Here is a 19974-nt window from a genome sequence, read left to right as displayed (position 1 = left end):
GACTACTTCTGGGCGGCGGGCGCCTTCACCTTCTTGGTGAACAGCGTCTCGGCTTCCTCGAGCGAGAGGCCATTGGTCTCGGGCACGACCTTGAGAACGAACACGAACGACAGCGCGGCGAACAGGGCGTAGAGGCCGTAGGTGAGCACGAGCGACACCGACGCGAGCGGCGGGAACGACAGGGTGATCACGAAGTTCGCGATCCACTGGGCGGCGGCCGCGATTCCGAGGGCACGCGCACGGATGCGGTTCGGGAAGATCTCGCCGAGCAGCACCCAGACCACGGGGCCCCACGAAGCGCCGAAGCTGATGACGAAGACGTTCGCGGCGACGAGAGCGACCGGGCCCCAGGCGCCGGGCAGGCTCGGCGCGCCGTCGACCTGCACGGCCTGGCTGAACGAGATAGCCATGGTCGCGAGGGCGACCGTCATGCCCACCGACCCGAAGAGCAGGATGGGGCGGCGGCCGACACGGTCGACGAGGGCGATCGCCACGAAGGTGACCGCGATGTTGGTGACGGCGGTGATGACCGAGATGGTGAGCGAGTCGCTCTCCTGGAATCCGACCGACTTCCAGAGGGTGGTGGAGTAGTAGAAGATCACGTTGATGCCGACGAACTGCTGGAACACCGACAGGATGATGCCGACCCAGACGATCGGCTTGAGGCCGAAGCGGTTGCCGCGCAGCGCCCCCTTCTTTGAGCCATGGGCGTCGGTCTCGATGCCCGATCGCATGTCGCGGATCGCGCGCTCGACGTCGTCGTTCGGCCAGAGTCGGGCGAAAATTCCGCGCACCTCGTCGTCGCGCCCCTTGAGCACGAGGAATCGGGGAGACTCGGGCAGCTTCAGGGCGATGAGGCCGTAGACCACGGCGGGCACGATGCCGGCGAGGAACATCCATCGCCAGGCCTCCAGGCCGAGCCACAGCTCCTGGCCTGCGCCCCCGGCCCAGTTGGCGAACACCGTGTCGGAGAGCAGCGCGGCGAAGATACCGATCGTGATGGCGAGCTGCTGCAGCGAGCCGAGGCGACCGCGCAGGTTCTTCGGCGAGATCTCGGCGATGTAGGCGGGGGCGATCACCGAGGCGATGCCGATACCGAGGCCGCCGACGAGGCGCCAGGCGATGAGGTCCCACACGTTGAAGGCGAGACCGGTGCCGACGGCGCTGACGAGGAACAACACCGCGCCGACGAGCATGGCCGGAATGCGGCCCTTCCAGTCGGCGAGACGGCCGGCGACGTAGGCGCCCACGGCACAGCCGAGCAGCGCGACCGCGACGGCGAACCCGGTGAGCGACTCGCTCAGGCCGAACTGGTCTTGGATCGGATCGACCGCCCCGTTGATCACGGAGGAGTCGAAACCGAAGAGGAAGCCGCCGACCGCGCCGGCCACCGCGAGAGCGATGACCTTGAGGTTCGTGCCGGACTTTTCGGTGGTGCGTGACATCGTCGTTCTTCTTTCGTGTGGTGAGTCATCATCACCACGCTGGAACGACCCGTACGACTCTACCCCCGAGGTCGGTTCCACGCGGTTGGTCCGCCCGAACCCGCCGCATATCCCTCGAGTGACACGTCGCCCCGCTTCCACGCGGCGAGCACGGGCGCAACGATGCGCCAGCATTGCTCCGCGATGTCGCCGCGCACGGCGAGCGACGGGTCACCCTCGAGCAGCCCCGAGAGCACCTCGCCGTAGGCGCTGAGTTCGCCGGCGCGCAGCGGGCTGTCGAGAACGACCCGCTCGAGCTCGAACGGGTCGTCTTCGCCGTTGACCATGAGGTCGAGTTCGAGCGCGGCGGGCTTCATGGCGATGCGCAACTGTGCGGGTCCGGAGGGGCCGTGCAGGCCCACCGGCAGGTGCGGCACGGCGCGCAGCGTCACCACGATCTGCTGCTTCGCCTCGCCGATGGCCTTCCCGGAACGCAGCACGAACGGCACCCCGGCCCACCGCCAGTTGTCTATCGCGAGGGTGACCTCGGTGAGCGTCTCGGTCTCGCGGGCCGCGTCGACTCCGTCTTCGTCGGTGTAGGCCGGCAGTTCGCGGCCGTCGACCGTGCCCGCCGTGTAGTGCGCGCGGCGACTGGACGAGCCGTCCTTCTTCCACGGTCGGGTGGCGCGCAGCACCTGCGCCATGCCGCCGCGCAGGTCGTCGGCATCCACGCTCGCGGGCGGCTCCATCGCGGTGAGCGCGAGCACGAGCAGCAGGTGGCTCTGGATCATGTCGGCCAGCGCGCCCGCCCTGTCGTAGTACCCGGCGCGGCCCTCCAGGGCGAGCTTCTCGTCGAAGACGATCTCGACCTTCTCAACATTCGGCGCCGACATGAGCGGCTCGAAGATGCGGTTCGCGAACCGCAGTCCCAGCAGGTTGAGCACCGTCGACTTGCCGAGGAAGTGGTCGACCCGGAAGATCTGCTCCTCGGGCACCAGCTTCTCGAGCCTCCGGTTCAACGCCCGAGCAGAAGCCAGGTCGGTGCCGAACGGCTTCTCGAGCGCGAAGACGATGCCCTTCGGCAGGTCGATCGACGACAGCGCCTTCACGACCAGGATCGTGACGGCGGGCGGCAAGGCGAAGTAGAGGGCGATTCGCCCGGTGGCGGCGTCGAACGCGCGTCGCAGATCGTCCGGGTCGGTCGCGTCGCCCCGGAGGTAGAACGACTTCGCAGCCACAGCGCTGCCGAGATCGGACGCCTCCGTCGCGAACGCGGCGGACACCGTCGACTGCCACGCGGCATCCGTCACTTCGTCCCTGTCGACCCCGATCAGCTGCACAGCCTCGCCCCGCGGGGAGGCGAGCAGCGAGGCCAGGCCGGGCAGGAGCAGGCGCGAGGCGAGGTCGCCGCCGGCGCCGAGGATGATGAGCGTGTCGATGCGTTCGGTCATGGTTCACGACCCTAGACCCACTAGTGCGGTGAGCGCAGAGAATCCGGGTCGGCGATGGCGGTGCCGGCCTGGCAGCCGAGTTCGCCGGACTGCAGCAGCACGGCGGGCGCATAGACGTCGGCGACCGTGCCAGCCACCCAGGACACCAGCACGCAGTCGTCCCCATCGCCCATCGCGACCCCGACGGCCGAGTCGCGCACCACGACGTCGGGTTGCGCCGCGGTCGTGTAGTCGCCCTCGGGATCGACGAGCAGCGCGGCGATCGCGGCGGAGATCTGCTGCGCATCAAGTGCTTCGGATGACACGGGGCCGGTGCCGAGCGCGGCGAGCACCTGGCGTGCCGCGTCCGCCGCGTTGGGTGCGAGCACGGCGCGCACCGTGGTGTCTTCGGGGATGACGGCCGGCACCGGGTTGGGCGGACAGTCGACCGCGTCTACGCCGTCGCCTAACTGCCGGTCGCCCTCGTAGCCGAAGTAGGAGAACTCGACCGCGAAACAGAACGGCCCGTGAACCTCGGCGGTACCGCCGAACCCGCCCTCGATCGGCTGGTCGGGCACGAGAAATGTGAGCCGGCCGAACGGGTCACCGTGCACGGCGTCCGGGTACTCCTCGACGGCGACGATGGTGATCGCGAGCCGTTCGGAGAACTGTTCGTTGATCGCCCGCGCGAAGTCATCGATGTTCGGGCGCGTGGTGGTGAGGCTCTGCACGAGGTCGAGCACGGTGCGGCGCGCCCGGTCTTCCGCGGCGCCCTCCGAGGTGACCGTGGGGGTGACAGTGGCGCAGCCGGCCAGCCCCGCGAGCGCGGCGAACACGAGCAGGGCCGACACCGCGCGTACTCGCATAGCCCGACACTACTAGGCGCGTTTCTTCGCACTTCCCTTCGGCGGAAGCAGGGTGTTGGCCTCCTCGAGCGACATGCCGTTGGTTTCGGGGATCACCCGCAGCACGAAGAAGAAGGAGAGCAGGGCGAACGCCGCGTACATGCCGTAGGTGAAGACGAGCGAGAAGGCGGCGAGCGGCGGGAACGACACGGTGATGGCGAAGTTGGCGATCCACTGGGCGGCGGCCGCGACCCCCAGCGCCCTGGCGCGGATGCGGGTGGGGAAGATCTCGCCGAGCAGCACCCAGACGACGGGACCCCACGAGGCGCCGAAACTGACGACGAACACGTTGGCGGCGACGAGCGCGATCGGGCCCCATGCGCCGGGCAGGCTCGGCTCGCCGTCGACCTGCACGGCCTGACTGAACGCGACGGACATAGTCGCGAGGGACAGCGCCATTCCCGCCGATCCGAACAGCAGGATGGGGCGGCGACCCACACGGTCGACGAGCGCGATCGCCACGAACGTGACGGCGATGTTCGTCACCGACGTGATCACCGAGATCGTGAACGAGTCGCTCTCTTCGAACCCCACCGACTTCCAGAGGGTCGTCGAGTAGTAGAAGATCACGTTGATGCCGACGAACTGTTGGAAGATCGAGAGGATGATGCCGACCCAGACGATCGGCTTCAGGCCGAACCTGTCGCCGCTGAGCGCCCCCTTCTTGGAGCCCTGCTGGTCGGCCTCGATCGCGTCGCGCATGTCGCGGATCGCGCGTTCCACGTCGTCGCCGGGCCAGAGACGGGCGAAGATGCCGCGCACGTCGTCGTCGCGGCCCTTGAGCACGAGGAAGCGCGGTGACTCGGGCAGCTTCAGAGCGATCAGGCCGTAGACCACCGCGGGCAGCGCGCCGGCGAGGAACATCCACCGCCAGGCCTCGAGACCGAACCAGAACGGCTCGGCCGCTCCCCCGGCGCCGTTGGCGAACAGCGCGTCGGAGAGCAGGGCGGCGAAAATACCGATCGTGATGGCGAGCTGCTGCAGAGACGCCAACCGGCCACGCATGTGCCGGGGCGAGATCTCGGCGATGTAGGCCGGCGCGATGACCGAGGCGATGCCGATGCCGAGACCGCCGATGAGACGCCAGAACACGAGGTCCCACACGCCGAACGCGAACCCGGTGCCCAGCGCGCTCGCGAAGAACAGCACGGCCCCCACGAGCATCGCCGGGATGCGTCCCCAGCGGTCGGCGATACGGCCTGCACCGTAGGCTCCCACCGCGCAACCCAGCAGGGCGCTCGCCACGGCGAAGCCGGTGAGCGACGACGACAGGTCGAACTGACCCTGCACCGCGTCGACGGCGCCGTTGACCACAGACGAGTCGAAGCCGAAGAGGAAGCCGCCTACGGCTCCCGCGACGGCCAGCGCTATCACCTTGAGATTGGTCTTCGGGGTCGTCTCGGTCACAGGATCCTCCGCTCAACGTCGAACAAGAAAGGTCAACGATACGACGGGGCCCTTCGCTCACCGAGGCCTTGCGAAGCGACGCCGATGGCGCGTCACATCCGCGACCGCCGGGTGGCATGATGAGCGCAGCGGATCGCCGAAGGGACAGCGCCATCGAAATCGACATCGTCACCACGATCATCTGGATCGTCTCGTTTGTGCTCGTGACAGTTGCCGTGACCGGCCTCTCCGGCCGGGTCGGCTGGTCGGCTCCCGTGGCGCTCGTCGCCGTGGGAGGGCTCGTCTCGTTCATTCCCGGCGTTCCCCAGTTGACGGTCGAACCCGACCTCGTGTTGTACGGCATCCTGCCCCCGCTGCTGTTCGCCGCGGCCATCCGCACGCCGCTGAAAGACATCCTCGCCAGGCGCGACAGCATCTTCGTGCTCTCGGTCGGGCTCGTGGCCTTCACCGTCGCGGCTGTCGGCTTCTCGCTCTGGTGGCTGCTGCCCACCGTCGGGCTCGCCGCAGCCTTCGCGTTCGGGGCGGTCGTCGCCCCCACCGACGCGGTCGCCGTCACCGCGATCGCCGGCCGGCTGCGGCTCCCCCGCCGCGTCGTCACGGTGCTCGAGAGCGAGAGCCTGCTCAACGACGCGACCGCACTGGTCGCCCTGAACGCGTCCATCGCGGCGATCGTGACCGTGCTCAACCCGTGGGACGTCGTCGGCGAGTTCGGCATGGCACTCGTCGGCGGCATAGGCGTGGGGCTGGCCGTCGGCTTCGTGATCTCCGCGATCCGCAAACGCCTGCGCGCGCCCGTGCTCGACACCAGCCTGTCGCTGGCGATCCCGTACATCGCGTTCATCCCGGCCCAGCTGCTCGGCGGTTCGGGAGTGCTCGCCGTGGTCGTCGCCGGGCTGTTCCTCGGCCAGCGCGCACCGCTCGTGCAGAGCGCCGAGGCCCGCATCGCCGAGTCGATCAACTGGCGAACGATCCGCTTCCTGCTCGAGAACGCCGTGTTCCTGTTCATCGGCCTCAGCCTGGCCGGCATCCTCGCCGGTGTCGCCGGCTCGGACTACGGCTTCTGGCACATCGCCCTGCTGTCGGTACTCGTGCTGGCCATACTCGTCGTCTCCCGCTTCGCGTTCGTGTTCGCGACCACGCTGTTCTACATGGTCGGCCCCCGGTACACACGCAGCCGGGCGTGGAGCTGGCCGACCGCGACCGCCGTGTCATCCGCCGGCATCCGCGGCGTAGTGACGCTGGCCGCCGTGTTCCTGCTGCCCGAGGAGACCCCGGAGCGCGAGCTGCTGCAGTTTCTCGCGTTCGCGGTCGTGGTCGGCACACTCGTCGAGGGGTTACTGCTGCCCCGGATCATCCGTTCATTGAAGCTGCCGCCACCGGATGCGACCCAGGAACGCGTCGAAAAACACAATCTGCTCGCGGAAGCGCAGAGCGCGGGCCTCGCCCGGCTCGAGGCCGAGACGACGCCCGACGACGACCCCGCCGCGGTCGCGCGGCTGCGGGTCAACGCGGAATTCCTCTCGCAGGCGATGGCGCGCGCGGTGCCCGACGAGTCCGAGCCGTCGTTCGCCGCCTACGGCCGGCTGCGCCGCTCGATGATCGAGGCCGAGCGCGAGGCGGTGCTGCGGGCGCGCGCCGAGGGCCGCTACCAGGAACGGGCCGTGCGCGACGTGCTGCGCAGCATCGACTCCGAGGAGACGGCGCTCGCGATGCAGCGGCGGAAGCCCGAGTAGCCGCGCACGTTCTAGCCCGGCTGCCACGGTTTGCGCCGTTTGGGGCAGCTCAGCGGTCGAAGTGCCCCACATGGCGCAAATCGATGGCGCCCTGCCATCCCTGCGAGGCCAGTCGGCGCGCGAACCGGTCCGCGAGTTCGACCGGCTGGCGGGAAAGGTCGTCCGCACTCACTTTCACCACCTTCCAGTCGTGATCGAAGTACTTCTCGTCGCGCCGGATGTCACTGCGCTGCTGTTGCACGCTGCGATGGTGCTCGCCCTCGTACTGCCCGACGGTGCGGTACTCGGGCCAGGCCAGATCGGGCATGCCGAGGTCGACACCGTCGGTCGTGACGCATCGCACGTTGAGCAGCGGTTCGGGTAACCCGGCGCGCACCAGCAGGAGCCGCAGCAACGACTCCGGCCGAGACAGCGGCCCCTCGCGCACAAGCGGAAGCGCAGACGCCCGCGTGCGGTGCCCCGCCCCGCCGCAGTTCGGCGGCGGACGTCAGGTCGTCGAGGGTCGCGAGCGGCAGCAGGTTCAGGTACGGGTTGCCCGTCACGATCCAGTCTGCGACGGCCACCGCGTCGTCGACACTGAGCTTCTCGGCGAGCTGGCACCAGGCGACCGCCGGCGAAACCAGCGGCAGACCCACGAAGTCGACGACCTCGGCGGGCAGCAGGCGTGCGCGATGACCGGTGACCCCATGGCCGGCCGGCGCCCTTGCGGGAGCGGGCGTCGTCACGTGCAGGTTCACGGGCTCGAGCGCGCCGAGCGGCAGCGGAAAGGCGTACAACTCGGCGGCGGTCAGGTGGCTGAACGCGTTGCCCTCGGCCATCCGTGGCAGGTACGCGCGGCAGCGGTCGACGAGCAAGGTCAGGTCGAGGCCTACCGATCGCGTTCCGTGGAATACCCGCTGCAGGTCGCTCGACCGCAGCCGGTCGCGCGTCACGCCGCGGGCGATGGCGTCGCGCACGGCGAAAGGCTCCCGGCCGAGGGGTTCGGGAAGGTCGGAGCGCTGCGGCATCCGGCTATTCTCACTTTCTGAAGCGGGTCCCCAAGCGAATCATCCACAGGGCGCCGTGGTTTGCGCCGTTTGGGGCAGTTCCGCGGCCGAAGCGCCCCACATGGCGCAACTCGGCGCGCCCGCCCGCTCGGCCGCAACGCACGCCACCGCGCGGCACCCCTAGAGTGTGAGCATGATGGCCGCCGCAGACCAGCCCGCCCGATCGACTCGAACGGGCACTGACGCGTGAGCGGCGCCAGCTCGGCCGCATCCTCGATCGATCTCTCGAAGCGCGACCTCACGCTCGACATCGCTCGGGTGTTCTGCGTCGTACTCGTCGTGATCATCCACCTGTTGATGATCGGCGTCGGGTTCGACGAAGCGGGCGCGCTCGTCGTCAGCCGTCCACTCGAAGAGCAGCCCTGGTTCGCCTATGCCACCTGGGCCGGCCAGATCATGCCCCTGTTCTTCGTGGTCGGCGGCTTCGCGAGCCTCACCGCGTGGCGCAGCCTGAACCGTCGCGGCGGTGGAGCGGCCCAGTACGTGCGCAACCGGGTGCTGCGCCTCGCCCAGCCCGCACTGCCGCTCTTCCTCTTCTATGTCGTGGTGATCGGCGGCGCGCGGCTGGCGGGCGTCGACCCGCAGCTGCTCGACGTCGTGATCGTCGGCGCCGGACTGCCGCTCTGGTTCCTCGCCGCCTATGCGCTGTGCCAGGCGTTCGTTCCGTTGATGGCCGGATGGCACGCGAGGGCCCCGCGGGCGACGCTCGCAGTGCTATTGCTGGGAGCAATCCTCGTCGACACCCTGCGCTTCGCGACGGGCATCACCGAGATCGGTCTCGTCAACCTGTTCTTCGTCTGGCTGCTGGTTCAGCAGATCGGATTCTGGTACGCCGACGGCTGGTTCGCGGCCCGCTCCGGCTGGCAGCTCGCACTCATCGCGGTGGGCGCCTACGCCACGCTGTTCCCGTTCACGATGATCGGCCCCTACAGCGACGACATGCTCACCAACCTCAACCCGCCGACCCTGCCGCTCGTGGCGCTCGCGCTCGCGCAGGCCTGCGTGCTGCGGCTGATCCGACCGGCGCTCGCCGCCCTCATGAACACGCACGTCGCGAGAGCCGTCGTGTTCGTGATCGGCACCCGGCTCATGACGATCTACCTGTGGCACCTTCCCCTCATCATCGCGCTCAGCGGCGTCGCGCTGCTCATCCCCGGGGCCAGCCCGCCGCCCGGCAGCGAGGCGTGGTGGCTCACCCGCCCGGTGTTCTTCGTGATCGTGGCCGTCGCGCTGTTCGGCCTGTCGTTCCTTGTCGCCCGCTGGGAGGCCCCGCGCGAGGTCGGCGACACCCCGCCCGGCTACATCGTGGGCATCGCCGCCGCGCTCACGTTCATCCCGGCGTTCTGCGTGATGCAGTGGTTCCTCGACTTGCCGCTCGCGATCCTCGGCTCCGCCTGCCTCGGCGCCGCCGTTCTGCTGCTCGGCCGCTGGCCGGCCAGGGTGCGGGAGTCGGTGGACGCGTGACCCTACCCCGCAGCACGCCCGAGGCGCAGGGCGTGTCGTCCGCGGCCATCGTCCGGTTCGTCGATGCCCTGGAGCGCAACCTGCACGAGGTGCACAGCATGATGCTCGTGCGGCACGGGCACGTGATCGCCGAGGGGTGGTGGGCGCCCTACCGCGCCGACCTGCCCCACTCGCTCTTCTCGATCAGTAAGAGCTTCGTCTCCACCGCGGTCGGCTTCGCGGTCGACGAGGGCCTGCTGTCTATCGACGACCGCGTGGTCGACCTGCTGCCCGACGACCTTCCCGAGGTCGTCGGCGACAACCTCGCCGCCATGCGCGTGCGCCACCTGCTGACGATGACCTCGGGTCACTCCGTCGACACGGTTGACGCGACTTCCGGGCCCGAACAGAACTGGTCGCGGGCGATCCTCGCCCTGCCCGTCGAGCACGCCCCCGGCACGACGTTCGTCTACAACACGGGCGCCACCTACCTGTTGTCGGACATTCTGCAGCGGGCCACGGGCGAGCGGGTGCTCGACTACCTGACCCCGCGCCTGTTCGAGCCGCTCGGCATCGCGGGCGCCACGTGGGAGCAGTGCCCGCGCGGCATCGATGTGGGCGGTTGGGGTCTCAGCATCACCACCGAGCACATCGCCGCGTTCGGCGAGACCTACCTGCGCGACGGCGTATTCGAGGGGCGGCAGGTCGTGCCCGCCGAGTGGGTGCGGGCCGCGACGACACTCCAGGTGGAGAACGGCGACCCCGGCGCCGCAGACGACAACACGCAGGGATACGGCTTCCAGTTCTGGCGCAGCCGTCACAACACCTACCGGGCCGACGGCGCGTTCGGCCAGTGGTCCATCGCGATGCCCGAGCAGGATGCGCTGCTCGTGATCACCAGCGGCCTCGACGACCCGCGCGCCCTGAACACTGTGTGGGACCACCTCCTGCCGGTTCTCGGCGGCGTCGAGAAGGCTCCGGATGCGACCGGGGTCGCGACGCTCGCCGACAGGCTCGGCACACTGTCGCTCGCCCTGCCCGACGGCTCGACGCGCTCCCTCACCGCGCAGCGGGTCTCCGGCGTGCAGTACGCGCTGCCTAAGAATTCTCTCGGTCTCGAGTCGGTGGCGCTCACCTTCGACGGCGACGAGGCACGGCTCACCGTCGTCGCCGAGCGCGGCACCGACGAGATCGTGTGCGGCAGCGAACGGTGGGCGCCCGGCGAGTCGACGCTGCTCGCGGATGCGCCGGCACCCGCGGCCGCGGCCGGCGCGTGGGCCGACGACGACTCCTACCTCGTCACCGTTTTCCTCACGACCACGCCGTTCTCGGTGACCCTGGTTCTCGACTTCCGCGACGACGAGGTCACCCTCACCGTGGAACAGAACGTGTCGTTCGGGCCCACGCGCCTGCTGCACACCGTGGGGCGGCGGGTATAGCGAAACCGCACTTGTGGACAGTGTGAACTTTCTGCCACTGTATTCGCATGTCGAATCAGGAATAAAGCCTCCCTCAGAATCGCTGCACCCTCAGACGCACGATTTCGCGTGAAATCTCGCCGCGACATCCGGGTACCGTCGCCCGCCCTCCACATCAGCCCTCTTGCAGGACAGGACACCCCTTTGTCAGAAACAATCACCGCTCCCGCGGCAGCCGAGTCGGCCGCAGCGATCGAAGAGAAGCGCATCGGCGCTCGCAATACCCTCGCCATCACCATCCTTCTGGTGTCGACCTTCGTCGTGATCCTCAACGAGACGATCATGAGCGTGGCCCTGCCGCACCTCATGGAAGACCTCGACATCACCGCGAGTGCGGCGCAGTGGCTGACCACCGCGTTCCTGCTCACGATGGCCGTCGTCATCCCGATCACCGGATTCCTGCTGCAGCGCTTCACCACGCGCGGCATCTTCATCACCGCGATGACCATCTTCAGCGTCGGCACCCTGATCGCCGCGATCGCCCCCGGCTTCGAGGTGCTGCTCGTCGCTCGCGTCGTGCAGGCCGTCGGTACCGCGATCATGATCCCGCTGCTCTTCACGACCGTGCTGACACTCGTTCCCGAGCACAACCGCGGACGCATAATGGGCAACATCTCGATCGTGATCTCGGTGGCGCCTGCCGTCGGCCCGACGATCTCCGGCCTCATCCTGAGCGTGCTCGACTGGCGTTGGATGTTCATCATCGTGCTGCCCATCGCGGTCGTCGCCCTGCTGCTGGGCGCCATGCGCATTCCGAACGTCTCCGAGACGCGCAAGACCCCGCTCGATGTGCTCTCCGTGATCCTCGCGGCCTTCGGCTTCGGCGGAATCGTCTTCGGACTCAGCAACCTGGGCACCGCCGTCGGCGGCATCACCGCCGTCGAGGCGTGGGCCCCGCTCGCGATCGGCCTGGTCGCCCTCGCCCTGTTCATCGTGCGCCAGCTGGGCCTGCAGAAGAGAGACATCGCGCTGCTCGACCTGCGCACGTTCAAGACGCGGTCGTTCTCGATCTCGATCGGCCTCGTGATGATCAGCATGATCTCGCTGTTCGGAACGCTCATCCTGCTGCCGCTCTACACGCAGGACGTGCTCGGCCTCGACACCCTGACCACCGGCCTGCTGCTGCTGCCCGGCGGCCTCATCATGGGTCTGCTCGCGCCGTTCGTCGGCCGACTGTACGACCGCCAGGGCCCGACGGCACTCGTGATCGCCGGTTCGGTCATCGTGAGCCTCGCGCTCTGGGGCATGACCATGCTCGGCCAGAACACCGAGATCTGGTGGGTGCTCGTCGCGCACGTCGGTCTGAGCATCGGGCTCGCCCTGCTGTTCACCCCGCTCTTCACGTCGGGGCTGGCCGGTCTGGCACCGAAGATGTACTCGCACGGAAGCGCCATCCTCAGCACGGTGCAGCAGCTTGCCGGCGCTTCGGGCATCGCGCTCTTCATCACGGTGCTGTCGTCGCGTGCGGCGAACATGATGGCCGACGGCTCGAGCGAGGTCGCGGCGACCGCCGCCGGCATCCACTCGGCCTTCGTCTACGGCTCGATCATCTCGCTGATCGCCATTCCGCTGGCATTCTTCGTGCGCAAACCGGCGTCGAACGGCGCGCAGGCTCCGATCGGGCACTAGGCAGACAGATACGCCGGTTGAGTAGGGCCGCCTGCGGCCCGTATCGAAACCCTCCGAGGGTCTCGATACGGTCGCGGGGCGACCTACTCGACCGGCGTTTTTCTATGACAGGTCGACGCGACGCCCCAGCCCGAACTCTTCGGCCTCGTCGTCGGTGACCATCGCGTAGACGCCCGCGGGCACGCCCGGCAGGTCGGCGATGCGCGCGGCAACCGCGAGCAGGCGCTCTTCGGATGCCGCGTTGATGAGAAACACGTACACGTCGCCGAACTCGCCGCCGTCGTCGTAGAGAGCGGCCTCGCCGCGCTCGTCGAGCTCGGTGATGTAGTCCATGACCTCGTCGATCCACGGGAACGGGTCTTCGCCCTCCGGCAGCCCGATCAACGGGGTGAGCGGAACGTGGATCTCCACGACGGAATTCGAAATCTCGGAAATGGTGTCCTCCTGGGTACGGGTTCCAGCCTAGGCGCAGCGTGTGTCCGAGGTGTCGCGTAGCGTGAGGCGAATGGGCGCCATGAACGAACTGATCGACGCGGATGCCGTGGCCGGCCTCCGCGCGCGCCTCGCCTCCGCGGCGCCAGGCCTCGAGTTCCCGGCTCTCGCCGATGTCGCCGCGGGATTCGGCGACGCGTCGCTGCGCCAGCGCACCGACCGAGTGAGCGCCGCACTGCTCACCGACCTCCCGGCGGATTACTCCGAGGTGGCCACCGTCTACCGGCGGGCCCTGGCCGATCCAGCGTTCGCCGGATGGACGATCTGGCCCGTCGGCGAGACCGTCACCACCCTCGGTCTCAAGCAGCCGCAGCACTTCGCCGACGCCCTGGGGCTGCTCGCCGAGCTGACGCCGCGGCTCACCTCGGAGTTCCCGATCCGCCGCCTGCTCGACCACGACATCGACGCCGCCCTCGCCATCGTGCTGTCGTGGACCACCCACCCCGACCCGCACGTGCGGCGCCTCGCGAGCGAGGGTACGCGCGTGTACCTGCCGTGGGCCGTTCGCGTGCGGGCGTTGCACGGCCGCCCCGAGGCCACGGTGCCGATTCTCGACGCGCTGTACCGCGACGAGAGCGACTACGTGCGCCGCTCGGTCGCCAACCACCTCAACGATCTCGCCCGGCAGAACCCCGACCTGGTCGTCGAGGTCGCGGCGCGCTGGCTGGACGCGCCCGACGAGAACACCGCCTGGGTCGTGCGGCACGGCCTGCGCACGCTGGTGAAGAAGGCACATCCCGGGGCCCTCGGCTTGCTCGGCTTCGCGCCCGTCGCGGTGAGTGTCAGCGATCCGGTGCTCGACGCGACCGTGGTCACGCTTCCGGGAAACCTCGGCTTCCGGTTCATCCTGACCAACGACGGCCCGACGACCGAGCGCATGGCCGTCGACTACGTCGTGCACTTTATGAAGAGCAACGGGCGGCCGGCCGAGAAGGTGTTCAAGCTCACGGCGGTGACGCTCGCGCCCGGCGAGAGCGTCACGATCGCGAAGCGGCACGCGCTGCGCCAGATGACGACGCGTGTGCACTACGCCGGCACGCACACGCTCGAACTGCAGATCAACGGAGAACGCCACACGCGCACCGACTTCGAGGTCGTGCTCTAGACGCCTCTCCCGCGCGCGCCCGTTCAACAGGACACCAGCCTCACGAAGGCTGAAATCGTCCTGCTGAACGGCGATCGGGGAGATGTGATCCTGTTAAGCGGTGCGGCCAGATGGTTTGGCGCGCGCTCAGACCCTCGGCAGGTGCCGCGGGCATACGCTGGACGCATGCCCCGAACCGTCCTGCGCTTCCACGGCCGCATCGCCGGTTTCGGCACCGGCTCGGGCGTTCGCCTCGTCGTCGGCATGTGGCCGCGATCCCCGCTGGGCAGCTTCGCCGACGTGATGGTCGAGCGGCCCGACGGTCACCGCATCCTGCTCGCGCCGAGCGAGGCCGTCGCCGAGTTCGTCGGCGCCACCTACGTGTTCGACGAGGTGCGCATCGTGCCCGTCGCCTACACGCGCACCGGCCGCGAGATCACCGTCGCGGCCGGGCCGCTGAACGCGCGGTTCACGGTGGGCACGATCTCGCCCCTCGGCCGGCTGTTGCGGATCGTGCCGCGCGGCATCGCCACGCGTCCCGGCTGGCTGCGGCTCATCGACCCGGTGGCGCGCGTGCTCGTGCCCGGCGCTCGCACGGCAGGGTCGGCGGGTCAGGGGCGGCGCGAGTACTACGGCGTCACGTCCGCGCGGGCCATCACCGCTGTCACCGCCACGTGGGACGGCGACGACCTCGGCGCTCTGGCACGCCTGCACCCGCCCGTGCGGTTCGGCTTCGGGTCGGCCCCCGCGTCGCCGCACATCGTCGAGGTAGTGACGACGATCGTCGAGTCGGAGATCCGGCGCCGCTGATTCTCGCAACTCAGGCAGAATCGCGGATGCCGCGGCTCGAGCCGCACGACGGCGGGGCCACGACGGCACCCCGCGCACGTTCTGCCTGAGTTGCGAGAACCGGCTGTCCGGCGTTCGTCATTCAGGAGGACTGCTCTTCCGCGCGCTGTACAGCCGCGCGATCACGCCCCCGAGCACGACAGCAACCCCGGATCATCCGGAATCACGAACACTCCTCTTCGCAACTCAGGCAGAATCGCGGATGCCGCGGCTCGAGCCACACGACGGCGGGGCCAGGGCGGCTCACCCCGCGCATCCTGCCTGAGTTACGAGAACCAGCTGGGCGGGTTTCGATACGGTCGCGGAGCGACCTACTCAACCGGCGAAGGCGCTAGGAGGGCAGCACGCCGAACGCGCGCGCCAGCTTGTCGATCTTCTGCGCGCGGCCGAGGCGGGGAAGGTCGCTTCCGTCTCGGATGACACGTCCGCGAGCCTCGAAGTCGTCGAGGAAATCGCGCGCCCAGCTCACATCGCTCTGCGTCGGGCTGATGACCTCGTTGATCACCGGGGTCTGCTCGGGGTCGAGGCACAGCTTGCCGGTGAGCCCGAGGGCCACCGTCATCTGCGACTGCTCGCGCAGGATCGGGTGGCTGCTGCCCACTGTCGGTCCGTCGATCGGGCCGGGCAGGTCGCCGATGCGGCTGGCCACGACCAGGCGCGAACGCGGATACGCCATGGCGAGGTTGTCGGCGCTCGTGCCGGTGTCGCGGCGGTAGTCGCCGCTGCCGAACGCGAGTCGGAACGTTCCGCGGGCACGGGCGATCGACACGGCCTCTTCAATGCCGAGCGCCGATTCGATGAGCGCGAGCACGGGCGTGTGGCCGCCGAGCCGGTCGAAGGTCTCGGTGACGTCGGCCGGCGACTCCGTCTTGGCGAGCATCACGCCGCGCAGCCCCGAGACGCCGGAGAGGGCGTCGACGTCGCCGCTCCAGAAGTCGGTGGTGCGGTCGTTGATGCGCACCCAGCCGTCGCCGCCGCCGGAGAGCCACTCGACCACGTCTTCGCGCGCCTTCGGCTTGAGCTTGGGGTCGACGGCGTCCTCGATGTCGAGCACGATCTGGTCGGCGCGGGAGGCGAACGCCGAGTCGAAGGTCTCAGTTCGGGTCGCCGAAACGAGCAGCCACGAGCGGGCGATTTCGGCGGGGATGGAGTCGCGGCGGGAAACAGAATCTGGGGCGTGAGGCGTCGTTGTCATCACCGTCAGGGTATCGTGCGTCGGCTAGGAAGACTCCTTTCGTTCATTCTGGTATTCGATGACGGCGATCTCCGAGTCGTAGGTTTCGACGCGCACCAGGTGCAGGTCGAGGTCGCTGGAACCGGACGGGAACGCCGAGCGACCGTGGCCGAGCAGTCTCGGCAGCACGGCGAGGCGCACGGTGTCGACGAGGCCCGCGGCGAAGAGGGTGTCGGTGAGCGTGAGACTCCCCCACACCATGAGGTCGCCCGGGAGGTCGCGCTTGAGGCGGCGCACGGCTTCGGCCGCGTCATCCGAAACCAGCGTCGCCGGCGGGTACTCGCCCCAGGGCGCCTCCTCGAGCGTCGTCGACACCACGAACTTCGGCAGCTCGTTGATGGGCCGTGCCAGCAGCTCCTGGTCGGAGTCGGAGGTCGGCCAGAAGGCGGCGAACATGCGGTAGGTCGTGGCGCCGAGCACGATCGCGTCGACGGTTTCGAGCCGCGAGAGGGTGTCTCGGTCGAGCTCCTCGGAGGGGCCGGAACCGTCGAAGAGCGCGAATTCGCCGCTCTCGTCTCCCGCGAAACCGTCGGCGCTCACGAACTGGTGCACGATCAGGTCGCCCATGGTCAGGCCGGTACCGCGTTCTTCGCCGCATCGACGATGAGTTTGGAGACAGCGTCGGGGTGGCTGATCATAGCGACGTGGGAGCTCTCGATCTCCACGGCGATGCCGCCCGCCCGCTCGGCCATCGCCCGGTGCGCCTCCGGCGGGATGGTGCGGTCGTCCGACCCGATGAGGAACCAGCTGGGGATGGTCTTCCAGGCCGGCACCCCCGAGGGAGTGCCCAGCGTGTTGAGCGCCGCGGGGCGTTGCGCCGCCGCCATCGCGGCCGCGTCCTCGTCGCTCAGGTCGTCGCAGAACAGCTCCTTGAAGTAGGCCGGATCGATGTAGCCGTCGGCATCACCCTCGGCGGCGCCCGGGTAGGGACGCACGAGGGTGTGCTCACCGAGAGCAGAGTGGCCGCCGCCGAGACCCAGCGCCTGCAGCACGGGTTCGCCCTCGTCGAGTGCGAAACCGCAGATGTAGACGAGCGACACCACGTTCTGGATGTCGGTCGCGGCGTTGGTGATCACCGCGCCGCCGTAGGAGTGCCCGACCAGCACCACCGGACCCTCGATCGTCGCGAGCACCGCGCGCAGGTATTCGGCGTCGCCCGCGAGCGAGCGCAACGGATTCGCCGGCGCGAGCGCGGTGTATCCGTCGCGCTGCAGGTTCTTGATCACGGCCGTCCAGCCCGACGCGTCGGCGAATGCGCCGTGGACGAGAACGATGGTGGGCTTCAGCTCAGAATTCACGGGTACCTCCGGGTCGTGGGATGTGGATGATGGCTCACAAAGTAGACCCGGGCGGATGGCGAAAACAACATCTAGAAATGTGTCGATCGACCCCTGTCTGGCGCGTCATACAGGTGTCAGTATCAGTTCACCGAAGGGACACCCAATGCAGTATTCGCTTCTCCTCCACGCGCCGGAACCCGGCGACGCCGACGTCAGCGCCGAACAGATGGCCGAGTTCCAGACGGCCTTCGACGTCTATGCCAAATCGCTCGATTCCGCGGGCGTGCTCGTGGCCATCGACATCCTGCAGGGTTCGTCGGCGTCGACCACGGTCGCCGTGCGCGACGGTGCGCCGCAGATTCAGGATGGCCCGTTCGCCGCGACGAAAGAGCAGTTGGCGGGCACTTTCGTGATCGAGGTGCCCGATGTGGACGCGGCGATCGCCTGGGCCGAGAAGAACCCGGGCGCCCAGTACGGCGTGGTCGAGATCCGCCCGTCGGCGATCGCCTACCGCGACGGCGCGTGGCAGACGCCCGCCTGACCGCCGGGGCGCGGGCCGAGCAGGTGGCCCGCGCCTCCTACGGGCGGCTGCTCGCGATCCTCGCCGCCGAGACGGGCGACATCCCGCGGGCCGAAGACGCGCTGGCCGGTGCGTTCGAGCGCGCACTCACCACCTGGCCGCAAGTGGGGATCCCCTCGAACCCCGAGGCCTGGCTCGTCACGGTGGCCCGCAACCGGCACCGCGACGTGGTCAAGTCATCGGCCTACCGCACGTCGGCACCGCTCGACGTCGAGCCGGGCGTTCTCGATCTCGTCGATGTCGAGGCGATCCCCGACAAGCGCCTCGAGCTGATGTTCGTGTGCGCGCATCCGGCGATCGACGCGGCGATCCGCACCCCGCTCATGCTGCACACGGTGCTCGGCTTCGACGCGGCGTACATCGCCCGGGCGTTCGCGGTGCCGGCGACCACTATGGCGCAGCGGCTCGTGCGGGCCAAGCGGCGCATCCGCAGCGCGCGGGTGCCGTTCGTCGTTCCCGTTCTGCAGGACATGCCCGCGCGCCTGCCCTCCGTGCTCGAGGCCGTCTACGGCGCCTACGCGATCGACTGGCAGCTCGTGTCGGGCCCGACCGTGCGCGATTCGCTCGCGGCCGAGGCCCTCTACCTCGCCACGACGCTCGCGAAGCTGCTCGACGACGAGCCCGAGGCGTTCGCCCTCGCGGCCCTGATCGCGTTCTCCCTCGCCCGCGTCGATGCCCGGGTGGCAGACGACGGATGCCTCGTGCCGCTCGCCACCCAGAACCGGGCGCTCTGGCGGCCCGAGCTCGTGCGCGAGGGCGAGCGCCTGCTGCACCGCGCCCACGCCCTCGGCCGCATCTCGCGCTTCCAACTGGAGGCCGCCATCCAGTCGGCGCACTGCGCGCCGGGCGAACCCGACGCTGTGGCGCTGCTCGCCCTGCACGACGCGCTCGTGCGCGTCTCCCCCACGCTCGGCGCGCGGGTGGCGCGGGCCGCCGTGCTCGCCGACGTCGGAGGAGCGCGCGCGGGGCTGACCGCGCTGGACGACATCGACGGCGCGGAGAGGTTTCAGCCGGCGTGGGCCACACGGGCGCACCTGCACGCCACGCTCGGTGTGACGGATGCCGCGGCATCCGCCTATTCGAAGGCGATCTCGCTCACTACCGACGGTCCGTCGCGGCTCTACCTCGAGCGGCGGGCGGCCGAGGTCAGACCCGCAGATCGGTGACCACGAGGTAGTGGTCGCTCGGCGGAAGCCCGTCGGGCTCGTCGCGCACGATCCACGAACCCACGACGGTGACCGGGCGGGCGGCGCGACCCGGCCGCGCCATCACGTGGTCGATGCGGCGGTTGAACTGTCGTTTCGCTTCGTGGGTCGCGAACGTGTTGGTGTCGGAGAAGGTGCGGGGGTCGGCGGTGAAGTCGTTCGCATCGCCCCACGTGTCGATGAGGGTCTCGCGCAGGCGGGCCATCGCCGGCATCGCGAAATCGGCGTTGAGGTCGGCCAGCAGCAACGACGGCAGCTCGCCGTTCGACAGCGGCCCGCTCACGATCTCGCCGAGCTCGGCGAGTTGGGCGGAGTGCTCGTCGAGACGGTCCGGCTCCCAGCTGGTGGCACCCACCACGACGTGCAACGGGCCGAGCGGGTGCGCGACCGTCGCGATCAGGGCCACGAGGTCGCGCCCCTGCGACGGCATCGGGTGCGCCTCCACCATCGTGATCGGCCAGCGGCTCAGCAGCCCGAGCCCCATGCGCACGCCGTACTGGTCGGGGTTCTGCACCGGGTCGGGCGGCACGGGGATGCCGGGCTCGACGAACGCCGAATACATGCCGAGTTCTTCGCCGAGCGCGTCGGGCTGGGTGCGGTCGCCCAAGGCCCACGCCTCCTGCAGCCCGACGATGTCGGGGTTCCAGTCTTCGAGCGTCGCCACGATGCCGCGCTCGCGCAGGTGCCATTCGTCGCCGAAGATCCACCACACGTTCCAGGTCGCGGCCCTGATGACCGTCTGCTCGCCGTCCATT

At 69.2% G+C, this 19974-nt stretch carries 19 protein-coding genes; 9 read left to right on the top strand and 10 right to left on the bottom strand.

The annotated features are described in order from the left end of the window. Window positions 1–2 precede the first annotated feature (2 nt). From ACLQ6X_RS13320 to ACLQ6X_RS13305, 4 genes are read right to left on the bottom strand one after another with little or no spacing between them, the layout of a single operon-like run. Complete coding sequence (locus ACLQ6X_RS13320) at window positions 3–1445, bottom strand: sugar porter family MFS transporter (protein ID WP_411700637.1); 1443 nt, start codon at window positions 1443–1445, stop codon at window positions 3–5. Window positions 1446–1504: 59 nt separating this feature from the next. After that, window positions 1505–2875, bottom strand: a complete 1371-nt coding sequence (locus ACLQ6X_RS13315; RefSeq protein WP_411700636.1) for a glucose-6-phosphate dehydrogenase — start codon at window positions 2873–2875, stop codon at window positions 1505–1507. A 20-nt stretch (window positions 2876–2895) separates the two neighbouring features. Continuing rightward, window positions 2896–3720 carry a hypothetical protein gene (locus ACLQ6X_RS13310; protein ID WP_411700634.1) on the bottom strand — a complete coding sequence of 275 codons (825 nt, stop codon included), beginning with the start codon at window positions 3718–3720 and terminating at the stop codon, window positions 2896–2898. Between the two features lie 12 nt (window positions 3721–3732). Continuing rightward, window positions 3733–5166, bottom strand: coding sequence for a sugar porter family MFS transporter (locus ACLQ6X_RS13305; protein WP_411700633.1), 1434 nt, complete (start codon window positions 5164–5166; stop codon window positions 3733–3735). Window positions 5167–5285: 119 nt separating this feature from the next. On the opposite strand from ACLQ6X_RS13305, the gene ACLQ6X_RS13300 reads away from it, so the two are divergent. Then, complete coding sequence (locus tag ACLQ6X_RS13300) at window positions 5286–6899, top strand: Na+/H+ antiporter (protein WP_411700632.1); 1614 nt, start codon at window positions 5286–5288, stop codon at window positions 6897–6899. 49 nt (window positions 6900–6948) lie between these two features. On the opposite strand, the gene ACLQ6X_RS13295 is transcribed toward ACLQ6X_RS13300, so the two are convergent. After that, on the bottom strand, window positions 6949–7326 hold the full coding sequence (locus tag ACLQ6X_RS13295) for a hypothetical protein (protein ID WP_411700631.1): 378 nt from the start codon (window positions 7324–7326) through the stop codon (window positions 6949–6951). A 22-nt stretch (window positions 7327–7348) separates the two neighbouring features. Between ACLQ6X_RS13295 and ACLQ6X_RS13290 the strand changes: the two genes are divergently transcribed. From ACLQ6X_RS13290 to ACLQ6X_RS13275, 4 genes are all read left to right on the top strand, one after another. Continuing rightward, the gene (locus tag ACLQ6X_RS13290) at window positions 7349–7927 is read left to right on the top strand and encodes a hypothetical protein (RefSeq protein WP_411700630.1); all 579 of its coding nucleotides are present in this window, start codon (window positions 7349–7351) and stop codon (window positions 7925–7927) included. Between the two features lie 204 nt (window positions 7928–8131). Next, complete coding sequence (locus ACLQ6X_RS13285) at window positions 8132–9409, top strand: acyltransferase family protein (RefSeq protein WP_411700629.1); 1278 nt, start codon at window positions 8132–8134, stop codon at window positions 9407–9409. Further along, entirely contained in the window at window positions 9406–10827 is a 1422-nt protein-coding gene (locus ACLQ6X_RS13280; RefSeq protein WP_411700628.1) for a serine hydrolase domain-containing protein, read from the top strand. The genes ACLQ6X_RS13285 and ACLQ6X_RS13280 overlap by 4 nt, the downstream gene beginning before the upstream one ends. 183 nt (window positions 10828–11010) lie before the next feature. Beyond that, complete coding sequence (locus ACLQ6X_RS13275) at window positions 11011–12495, top strand: MDR family MFS transporter (RefSeq protein ID WP_411700627.1); 1485 nt, start codon at window positions 11011–11013, stop codon at window positions 12493–12495. Window positions 12496–12597: 102 nt separating this feature from the next. Here ACLQ6X_RS13275 and ACLQ6X_RS13270 read toward each other — a convergent pair whose 3' ends face one another. Then, entirely contained in the window at window positions 12598–12906 is a 309-nt protein-coding gene (locus tag ACLQ6X_RS13270; RefSeq protein WP_411700626.1) for a glutamyl-tRNA amidotransferase, read from the bottom strand. Between the two features lie 94 nt (window positions 12907–13000). Here ACLQ6X_RS13270 and ACLQ6X_RS13265 point away from each other — a divergent pair, with 94 nt between their 5' ends. After that, window positions 13001–14092: a DNA alkylation repair protein gene (locus ACLQ6X_RS13265; protein WP_411700625.1), complete on the top strand. Its 1092-nt coding sequence runs from the start codon at window positions 13001–13003 to the stop codon at window positions 14090–14092. A 165-nt stretch (window positions 14093–14257) separates the two neighbouring features. After that, window positions 14258–14881 (top strand): hypothetical protein, encoded by a 624-nt coding sequence (locus ACLQ6X_RS13260; protein WP_411700624.1) that lies wholly within the window; start codon window positions 14258–14260, stop codon window positions 14879–14881. A 370-nt stretch (window positions 14882–15251) separates the two neighbouring features. Here ACLQ6X_RS13260 and ACLQ6X_RS13255 read toward each other — a convergent pair whose 3' ends face one another. The 3 genes from ACLQ6X_RS13255 to ACLQ6X_RS13245 are packed head-to-tail and all read right to left on the bottom strand — an operon-like array spanning window position 15252 to window position 17452. Then, window positions 15252–16115 carry an HpcH/HpaI aldolase/citrate lyase family protein gene (locus tag ACLQ6X_RS13255; protein WP_411700623.1) on the bottom strand — a complete coding sequence of 288 codons (864 nt, stop codon included), beginning with the start codon at window positions 16113–16115 and terminating at the stop codon, window positions 15252–15254. A 24-nt stretch (window positions 16116–16139) separates the two neighbouring features. Next, window positions 16140–16721: a dihydrofolate reductase family protein gene (locus ACLQ6X_RS13250; RefSeq protein ID WP_411700622.1), complete on the bottom strand. Its 582-nt coding sequence runs from the start codon at window positions 16719–16721 to the stop codon at window positions 16140–16142. Between the two features lie 2 nt (window positions 16722–16723). Beyond that, window positions 16724–17452, bottom strand: coding sequence for an alpha/beta fold hydrolase (locus tag ACLQ6X_RS13245; RefSeq protein ID WP_411700621.1), 729 nt, complete (start codon window positions 17450–17452; stop codon window positions 16724–16726). A 145-nt stretch (window positions 17453–17597) separates the two neighbouring features. On the opposite strand from ACLQ6X_RS13245, the gene ACLQ6X_RS13240 reads away from it, so the two are divergent. Together ACLQ6X_RS13240 and ACLQ6X_RS13235 are read left to right on the top strand one after the other, a co-directional pair. Continuing rightward, window positions 17598–17975 carry a YciI family protein gene (locus tag ACLQ6X_RS13240; RefSeq protein WP_411700620.1) on the top strand — a complete coding sequence of 126 codons (378 nt, stop codon included), beginning with the start codon at window positions 17598–17600 and terminating at the stop codon, window positions 17973–17975. Next, window positions 17957–19180: an RNA polymerase sigma factor gene (locus ACLQ6X_RS13235; protein ID WP_411700619.1), complete on the top strand. Its 1224-nt coding sequence runs from the start codon at window positions 17957–17959 to the stop codon at window positions 19178–19180. The genes ACLQ6X_RS13240 and ACLQ6X_RS13235 overlap by 19 nt, the downstream gene beginning before the upstream one ends. On the opposite strand, the gene ACLQ6X_RS13230 is transcribed toward ACLQ6X_RS13235, so the two are convergent. Further along, window positions 19161–19973, bottom strand: a complete 813-nt coding sequence (locus ACLQ6X_RS13230; RefSeq protein ID WP_411700618.1) for an endonuclease/exonuclease/phosphatase family protein — start codon at window positions 19971–19973, stop codon at window positions 19161–19163. The two genes, ACLQ6X_RS13235 and ACLQ6X_RS13230, sit on opposite strands and share 20 nt — an antisense overlap. Window position 19974 lies beyond the last annotated feature (1 nt).

It is taken from the genome of Conyzicola sp. (assembly GCF_046714715.1).
In the GTDB taxonomy this organism is placed as follows: domain Bacteria; phylum Actinomycetota; class Actinomycetes; order Actinomycetales; family Microbacteriaceae; genus Conyzicola.
Note: the sequence above shows the minus strand (reverse complement) of the source record. Positions and strands in the feature narration are given on the sequence as shown.